Annotated in this window: 7 protein-coding genes; all 7 read right to left on the reverse strand. The window is 39.9% G+C overall.

What is annotated here, in order from left to right:
- Window positions 1-6 precede the first annotated feature (6 nt).
- The 7 genes from mutL to PGZ10_RS10340 all read right to left on the reverse strand — a co-directional run bounded on the left by mutL (window position 7) and on the right by PGZ10_RS10340 (window position 7342).
- Window positions 7-2127, reverse strand: coding sequence for a DNA mismatch repair endonuclease MutL (gene mutL, locus PGZ10_RS10315; protein ID WP_118198282.1), 2121 nt, complete (start codon window positions 2125-2127; stop codon window positions 7-9).
- 33 nt (window positions 2128-2160) lie between these two features.
- Window positions 2161-4812, reverse strand: a complete 2652-nt coding sequence (gene mutS / locus PGZ10_RS10320) for a DNA mismatch repair protein MutS (RefSeq protein ID WP_330674269.1) — start codon at window positions 4810-4812, stop codon at window positions 2161-2163.
- A 227-nt stretch (window positions 4813-5039) separates the two neighbouring features.
- A complete protein-coding gene (locus PGZ10_RS16950) occupies window positions 5040-5267 on the reverse strand; it encodes a hypothetical protein (protein WP_118198283.1) in 228 nt (75 codons plus the stop codon).
- 12 nt (window positions 5268-5279) lie between these two features.
- The gene (locus PGZ10_RS10325; RefSeq protein ID WP_182438561.1) at window positions 5280-5444 is read right to left on the reverse strand and encodes a hypothetical protein; all 165 of its coding nucleotides are present in this window, start codon (window positions 5442-5444) and stop codon (window positions 5280-5282) included.
- A gap of 314 nt (window positions 5445-5758) precedes the next feature.
- Entirely contained in the window at window positions 5759-6118 is a 360-nt protein-coding gene (locus PGZ10_RS10330) for a hypothetical protein (protein WP_147356962.1), read from the reverse strand.
- A gap of 464 nt (window positions 6119-6582) precedes the next feature.
- Window positions 6583-7044, reverse strand: a complete 462-nt coding sequence (locus PGZ10_RS10335; RefSeq protein WP_007887521.1) for a helix-turn-helix transcriptional regulator — start codon at window positions 7042-7044, stop codon at window positions 6583-6585.
- Between the two features lie 16 nt (window positions 7045-7060).
- Window positions 7061-7342: a hypothetical protein gene (locus PGZ10_RS10340; protein ID WP_007887522.1), complete on the reverse strand. Its 282-nt coding sequence runs from the start codon at window positions 7340-7342 to the stop codon at window positions 7061-7063.
- Window positions 7343-7529 lie beyond the last annotated feature (187 nt).

Below are 7529 nucleotides of genomic sequence, written 5' to 3' on the forward strand. Positions count from 1 at the left end.
CTTCTCCTACACAATACGCTTAAATTTCTTTTCCAGTTCCCGCTTTGTCATCGCAATGATCGTTGGTCTGCCATGCGGACAATGATATGGATTATCCAGGGACAACAGTTCATTGATCAGTTCATCCATTTCTGCATAGGACAGCTTCATATTTCCTTTGACAGCCGCCTTGCAGGACATGGATGCAATCTTCTCATCAATCAGCTCTGGTTCCAGACTGGTCGATAACCCATCCGACAGGGAATCCAACATTTCAAGAAGCAGTTCCTTTTTGGCGATTCCAAACAGATTATCCGGAATTGCGCGAACTGCGTACTCGTCACCACCAAATGGCTCAATTTCAAACCCGATTGCCGTAAAGCGGTCTTTAAATGTCTCCAACACATCAATCTCCTGCATAGAAAGGCTCAGGATGATCGGTGGGCTCAAGTATTGTGAAGTATACTCTCTCTTCTTCATTCCTGCAAGGGTCCTTTCATAAAGGACTCTTTCATGTGCGGCATGCTGGTCTACAATATAGAGGCTGTCACGATACTGGATCAGCCAGTAGGTTTCAAAGACCTGTCCGATGATCCGGTATTCCTGTCTTGCCTCTTTCTTTAAAATCTGCTCTTCAAACAAATCTAACTGTTTTACTTTTTTTGCTTTCAAATCCTTCAAAAACAGATTTGACTCTGTTTTTTCCGGATCGCACTCTGTTTTTTCTTTGCTTTTATCAGAATGTGCTCTGTTTTCTATTCCTTTATTCTGGATATCTACAGCCGGATTTTCATCTAATGCAGCCATCTTTGACTCTTTAGCACCGATATTCTTCTCTTGCTCTCCTTTTGCTTCTGCAAGATGACTGGCATAAACCCGCTCTCTCATCTTCTGCATAAAATAATCCAGCTTTTCGTCACCGGTTGAGACTGTCTTTTCTGTACTTATCTGTGTCTGAAGTTCTGCTGACGGCATCTCTGACTGCGACCAGGATTCCGCTCGCTCTGCCCCCTCCTGAACGGAACTCTTTCGCATCTTGGGTAAAGTGCCATCTGTCCGATATGGATTCCCCGCATCTCTTATAACAGTTTTCTTTTCCTGTCTTTTTTCAGACATTCCCGGTACTTTGATCTCAGACATTTCCACTTCGGGAATCAACTCCGGCTCATGCAGACCCTTACTGATCGCCTCATAAAGCAGATTGTAAATCCCCTGCTGGTTACTGAACCTAAGTTCCATCTTGGATGGATGCACATTTACATCAATTTTTTCCGGATTGATCTCAATCTGGAATGCAACAAACGGATAACGATGCTGCATCGTAAAATCTTTGTATCCATCTTCAATCGCTTTTGCAAGAATACTGTTCCTTACATAACGCCCGTTGACAAAATAATTTTCAAAATTTCGATTTCCGCGGTTAATCACTGGCTTTCCCAGATATCCGGACAGCCTTACACCATCTTTTTCAAATTCCAGTGGGATCAGATTGTTCGCAATTTCCCGTCCGTAAATGTGGTAAATGACATCTTTCATCTTCCCGTTCCCGGAAGTATGCAGCTTTACCTGTCCATTGTTGATAAACCGGAAGGAAATATCCGGATGCGAAAGGGCAAGTCTGGTCAGCAGATCACTGATATGGCTTGCCTCTGTCATCGGCGTCTTCAGAAATTTGCGCCTGGCAGGTGTATTAAAAAACAGCTGACGCACCAGAAAGGTCGTCCCATCCGGCGCTCCGGTCTCCTCCGGCGTTCTTCCTTTTCCGCCTTCTATGATATATTTTGTCCCAAATACATCTTCTCTTGTCTTTGTGATCAGTTCCACTCTTGCAACTGCCGAAATACTCGACAACGCTTCTCCGCGGAACCCAAGAGAAGACAAATGTGTCAGATCCTCTGCACTGCGGATTTTGCTGGTCGAATGGCGCAGAAATGCATTTTCCACGTCCTGTTTCGCGATCCCACAACCATTATCCGTAATTCGTATCAGAGAAATCCCGCCCTCTTCAATCTCCACAGTCACCGCTGTAGATCCTGCGTCAATCGCATTTTCCACCAGCTCTTTCACAACAGAAGCCGGGCGTTCAATCACTTCCCCGGCTGCTATCTTATCAATTGTAATCTGATCCAGCAATTCTATATGCGGCATTCGATTCTTCTTTCCTTTCTCTTATGGATCAGCCTACCATCTGTTCCGCAGCTTATTCTGCAGCTGATACAGTTTGTTCATGGCATCCATTGGCGTCATATGGCTGATATCCAGTTCCTTTAACTCATTTAACACATCATCATCTTTTACAGTATCAAACAGAGAAAACTGTGTCAGATCCACCTCATCCAGCTTCTTCTGCGTTTTTTTCTTCGTCTCACTTCCCTGTACCGCAATATCCTTTACTTTTCCGGTAATATCCGCTGTCACCAGCTCTTCTACGATCTCTTTGGCGCGGTTAATGACCGGATCCGGCACTCCTGCAAGCTTTGCGACCTGGATACCATAACTCTTGTCTGCTCCACCCTTTACGATCTTACGCAGGAATACGATATCATCACCTTTTTCCTTGACCGCAATACAATAGTTGTTGACATTGCTAATCTTGCCTTCCAGCTCGGTAAGCTCATGATAGTGGGTTGCAAATAAGGTCTTTGCCCCAAGAAGCTTGCTGTTGCTGATATACTCGACAACCGCCCAAGCAATACTCAATCCATCAAAGGTACTGGTTCCTCTTCCGATCTCATCCAGGATCAGAAGGCTCTTGCTTGTCGCGTTTCGCAGAATATTTGCCACTTCGTTCATCTCCACCATGAAGGTACTCTGTCCGCTTGCCAGGTCATCTGACGCTCCCACACGGGTAAAAATGCGGTCCACAAGTCCAATATTTGCTGAAGACGCCGGCACAAAGGATCCCAGCTGTGCCATCAGTACGATCAGCGCAGCCTGACGCATATAGGTGGATTTTCCAGCCATGTTTGGTCCGGTAATGATGGAAATACGCTGTTTTTTATCATCCAGATAAGTATCGTTGGCAATAAACATATCATTCGGGATCATCTTTTCCACCACCGGATGTCGCCCATCACGAATGTCGATCACGCCCTTTTCATTGATCTTTGGCCGTACATAGTTGTTGCGCTCGGCAACCAGTGCAAGAGAAGCTATCACATCCAGCTTTGCAACTGCCTTTGCTGTTCTCTGTATCCTGGTTAACTCTGCTGCGATAGTATTTCTCACCTCACAGTAAAGCTCATATTCCAGTGCACAGAGTTTATCCTCTGCTCCCAGAATCGTATCTTCCAGCTCTTTCAGTTCTGGAATGATATAACGCTCCGCATTGGCAAGGGTCTGCTTTCTTGTATAATAATCCGGAACCAGATCTTTGAACGAATTGGTAACTTCCAGATAATAACCGAATACTTTATTATAACGGATCCGCAGGTTTTTAATCCCGGTCTTTTCCCGTTCCTTGGTCTCCAGATCAGCAAGCCAGTTCTTTCCTTCGGATTTTGCTTTTCGAAGACGATCCACTTCTTCATTATAACCGTCTTTGATGATTCCGCCTTCTTTCATGGCAAGCGGCGGTTCTTCCTGAATCGCCCGTCCAACCAGATCACAAAGTTCTTCCAGCGGATCCAGTTCTTCATAAATTTCTTTTAAAAGGTCACTCTCCATATCCTTTAATATGCATTTAACCGACGGGAGCATGGAAAGGGAACTCTGAAATGCAATCAGATCTCTTGGATTTGCTGACTGATAGGTGATTTTCCCGACCAGACGCTCCAGATCGTACACCGGATTCAAATATTCCCGGATTTCTTCTCTGCAAATAGCATTGTCCTTCAATTCCGCAACTGCATCCAGCCTTTTGACAATGGATTTCTTGTCGATCAACGGCTGTTCTACATATTTCCGAAGGGTTCTCGCCCCCATTGCCGTCTTTGTCTTATCCAGTACCCACAGAAGGGATCCTCTTTTCTGCTTTTCACGCAAAGTCTCAACCAACTCCAGATTACGCCTTGTAGCACTGTCCAGAACCATATAATTACCCGTTGCATAACGTGTCAGACGGCTCATATGAGACAGGGAATTCTTCTGCGTCTCTTCCAGATACTTTAAAAGCGCACCGGACGCGATCATCCCACATTCATAGTCCGAAAGTCCAATTCCTTCAAGAGAAGCCACCTTAAAATGTTCCTGCAAAGTTTCCCGGCAGAGCGCATCATCAAAATACCATGCTTCCAGTGAATAAATTGCCATATGCAGACGGTTTTTCAGATCATCCAAATCCAGTCCACTCATGTAAAATGCTTCATTGCAGACAATCTCAGACGGCATAAATTTGTAAAGCTCATCCATCAGTTTTGTCTGGGAATCCAGTTCTGTCACCAGATATTCCCCGGTTGTAACATCCGCAACCGAAAGTCCGTACCGGTCTGCCATATAGACAATACACATAATGTAATTGTTCTTTGTTTCATCCAGTCCCTGAGTATCCAGGTTGGTTCCAGGTGTTACTACACGGATAACTTCCCGTTTTACAATTCCTTTTGCTGTTTTCGGATCTTCTACCTGCTCACAGATTGCTACCTTATAGCCTTTGGATACCAGACGGTTCAGATAACTGTCAACTGCATGGTACGGGATTCCGCACATCGGTGCCCGTTCCTCCAGTCCGCAATTCTTTCCAGTCAGAGTAATTTCCAGCTCTTTTGATGCTGTGAGAGCATCGTCGAAGAACATTTCATAAAAATCTCCTAAGCGGTAAAAAAGGATACAATCCTTGTATTCCTCTTTTGTCTGCATATATTGCTTCATCATCGGTGTTAGTTCCCCAATCATATCAAAATCTCCTTATTTTACAAGGGTTTCAGCACTTTCTGTTTTTTTCTACACGGTTTTTACACGGTTTTCTAAACTTTCGTACTTTCTTCCCTAATAGCCTTTTGCATATTTATCCGCGTGTTTGTTATAATTATTCTCTTTTTTATCTGTCAGCCTACGAGAAAACCATCGTATCTTTGCTTCCTCGCAGGCTCAGTTATTTCCATTTGTAACTTCTAGGTATTTTACATTTTTTCTCGTATTTTATCAAATTCTTTATTCACAAAATTTTCCTCAAGGTGTGTATAATATTTCATCATTTTTATATGTTTATGCCCTATATAAGATTTACATCTTTCATACTCTCTTATATAGTTTTGTACAGTCCTAGGTTTCACTTTTCCAACCACATATAACTCCATCCACTCATCAAACCAATCATTTAACGTTTTTTTGCTGGCATCAGTCTGCAATCCTAGATTATATTATTCTAATATTTTTTCTCTCTTTTGTTTTACTTCTTCTAATCTTTTACTGGATGCATATATAGGTTTGTCATTTCCTTTAATATACACACGTGCTTGATAGGTTCCATTTCTCAGTTGAGTAATTCCTTTCCCCAACTCTTTCCCATTTAAGGCTTTAGCCATGATACTCATCCATCCTTTTTCTTCTTTCTAACAGACAGATGACTACCTATTTGCTTACCTGTTCCATCTTAACAAATTTTTAAATTCTTTTCAAGATAAGCTAAAAATTCAACATCTATCTGATAAGAAAATCTCATTTTATTTTTCGGTTCCCAGAATAACAAATAGTCCTTATTATCACTCCCTTCTGTTTGAATATGGCATAAAGCACAAAAATTGGAACCAGGTTCCAATTTTCGCACATAATCCTTTATTATTTTTATGTCATACCTTTTTCTGTACACAAATATATTAAGCCGAAACAAATCTAGCATTTATGCATACAAATCAAATATCTCCTGAATACAGTTTTTCATTACTTCATTGGGCAAATTTCTAATAAACTCTTGCTGCCACTCATTTCTTATTTCGTATTTATCCTGTAACACATATTTATCCATAGAATTTCCACATACTAAATTCTGCTCAACAATATCCGCAAGTTTCAGTAGCAGATCTTTATACTTCATTTCAAATACAAATTTATATTCTTCAAATCCAAACGCTTCCAGCAAATAAGTAATTCGCTCAAAATTATATAAATCCATTATTTTTTCATCACAAATTCTCTTTCGGTCTTCCAAACTACACATACCAAGGAATAACAGCCTTTGCTGTTCTGCACACTTTTCCATATCTTTCTCCATATTTGAACTACATTGTATCTAATCTTTGCTCTCTTGTTATGTTTATTATAGTCGAATATTCGGCAATATGTAAGGTAATTGAAAACCCTATAATTAAATATAGAACACGCATGAAAGAGGTGATACATTTGTTTACCTATGCCCCATTATGGCAGACATTAAAAGATAAAGGTATTTCTCAATATGAATTGATCAAAACCTACCATATAAGCACTGGAACTGTTTCAGATTGAACGCTGCCAGACGGACACCAACAGAAATCAAAATCGACTTCGCAGTCTTGCCAGTAACAAAATGTCAATAGTTTTTTAATCACTTTTTTCAAAAAGGCAAAAAAAATAGAACGTATAGATTATTTCCATACGCTCTATCTCACATTTCATATTAAATTTTTGAATTCTACAAACTGGAATTTCATGAATTATCGCTTGCCTTAAACTTGCTGACACAAATCATTTAGTTTCCAATCCACTCAAATAGAATTGATATAACAAATACACCAGAGAAAATATACCAATTAACAAATACGCCACATTTTCTTTTAAAGATACTAGATACGATGAGAATACAACAAAGCCAATAACCTTGATTACCGCTTTAATTTTTCGATTTTCAATCTTATCAATTTTACAACAGATAAAACGTACTCCAATAACCATAGGAGAAAATAAGATTGCAATCAAAATTAATATAATATTTTGCTTATTAAAAATAAGCTTTGATAACTGTTTTTTCTCATTATCCTTGATGTCCAAATACTGGTATAGCAATATAAGAGAGGCTTGGTCAGGAACACTTTTTCCCAATTCCCATTTCGAAATTGTCTGTCGCGTAACAAAGACAACATCAGCCAGTTGTTGTTGGGTTAAGCCCTTTTCAATTCTGGCTGATTTAATCAAATCTGATATTTCCATAGTTGTACTCCATTTATTATCTGTTTTTAATAGTGTCGCATAATGTTATTGCTAAACAAGCAACTATTACAAGAAAACTCATCTGATGTTTAATAACAACGCAAAATAGGCTAATTGCCAATAACATACCGATAAAAGCAATCATACTATACTTGTATATCCTAGGATGTTTTTGGGATAATGCATTCGATATTTTTACAATTACTGCTATCATAGGAATAATTAATACCCCCATAACACCAAATAAAATTCCAGTTGCAACAACACTCATTTTGTTTTTCTTTAATTCCTTCAACATAAAAAGAACCTCCTTTGTTTTTGATACTTTGATATTAAAAAAGAATTCTTTTTATGTCACGCAACGCTTGTGAAAACAGGCGCAACGGTAACGATTTTCATTCTGATCATCGAAAGCAAAATTCCGATTGAGATTTCACCTGTTTTAAGCAATTTAACAACTGTTATATTTTGTTATTAAATTCTCC

It is taken from the genome of Coprococcus sp. AF102-57 (genome assembly GCF_027686195.1).
In the GTDB taxonomy this organism is placed as follows: Bacteria; Bacillota; Clostridia; order Lachnospirales; family Lachnospiraceae; genus Allocoprococcus; species Allocoprococcus comes.

Bases quoted from the DNA above. Each gene is read 5' to 3' on its own strand.
- mutL (WP_118198282.1), bottom strand. From the start codon at position 2,127: ATGCCGCATATAGAATTGCTGGATCAGATTACAATTGATAAGATAGCA.
- mutS (WP_330674269.1), bottom strand. From the start codon at position 4,812: ATGATTGGGGAACTAACACCGATGATGAAGCAATATATGCAGACAAAA.
- PGZ10_RS10325 (WP_182438561.1), bottom strand. From the start codon at position 5,444: ATGGCTAAAGCCTTAAATGGGAAAGAGTTGGGGAAAGGAATTACTCAA.
- PGZ10_RS10330 (WP_147356962.1), bottom strand. From the start codon at position 6,118: ATGGAAAAGTGTGCAGAACAGCAAAGGCTGTTATTCCTTGGTATGTGT.
- PGZ10_RS10335 (WP_007887521.1), bottom strand. From the start codon at position 7,044: ATGGAAATATCAGATTTGATTAAATCAGCCAGAATTGAAAAGGGCTTA.
- PGZ10_RS10340 (WP_007887522.1), bottom strand. From the start codon at position 7,342: ATGTTGAAGGAATTAAAGAAAAACAAAATGAGTGTTGTTGCAACTGGA.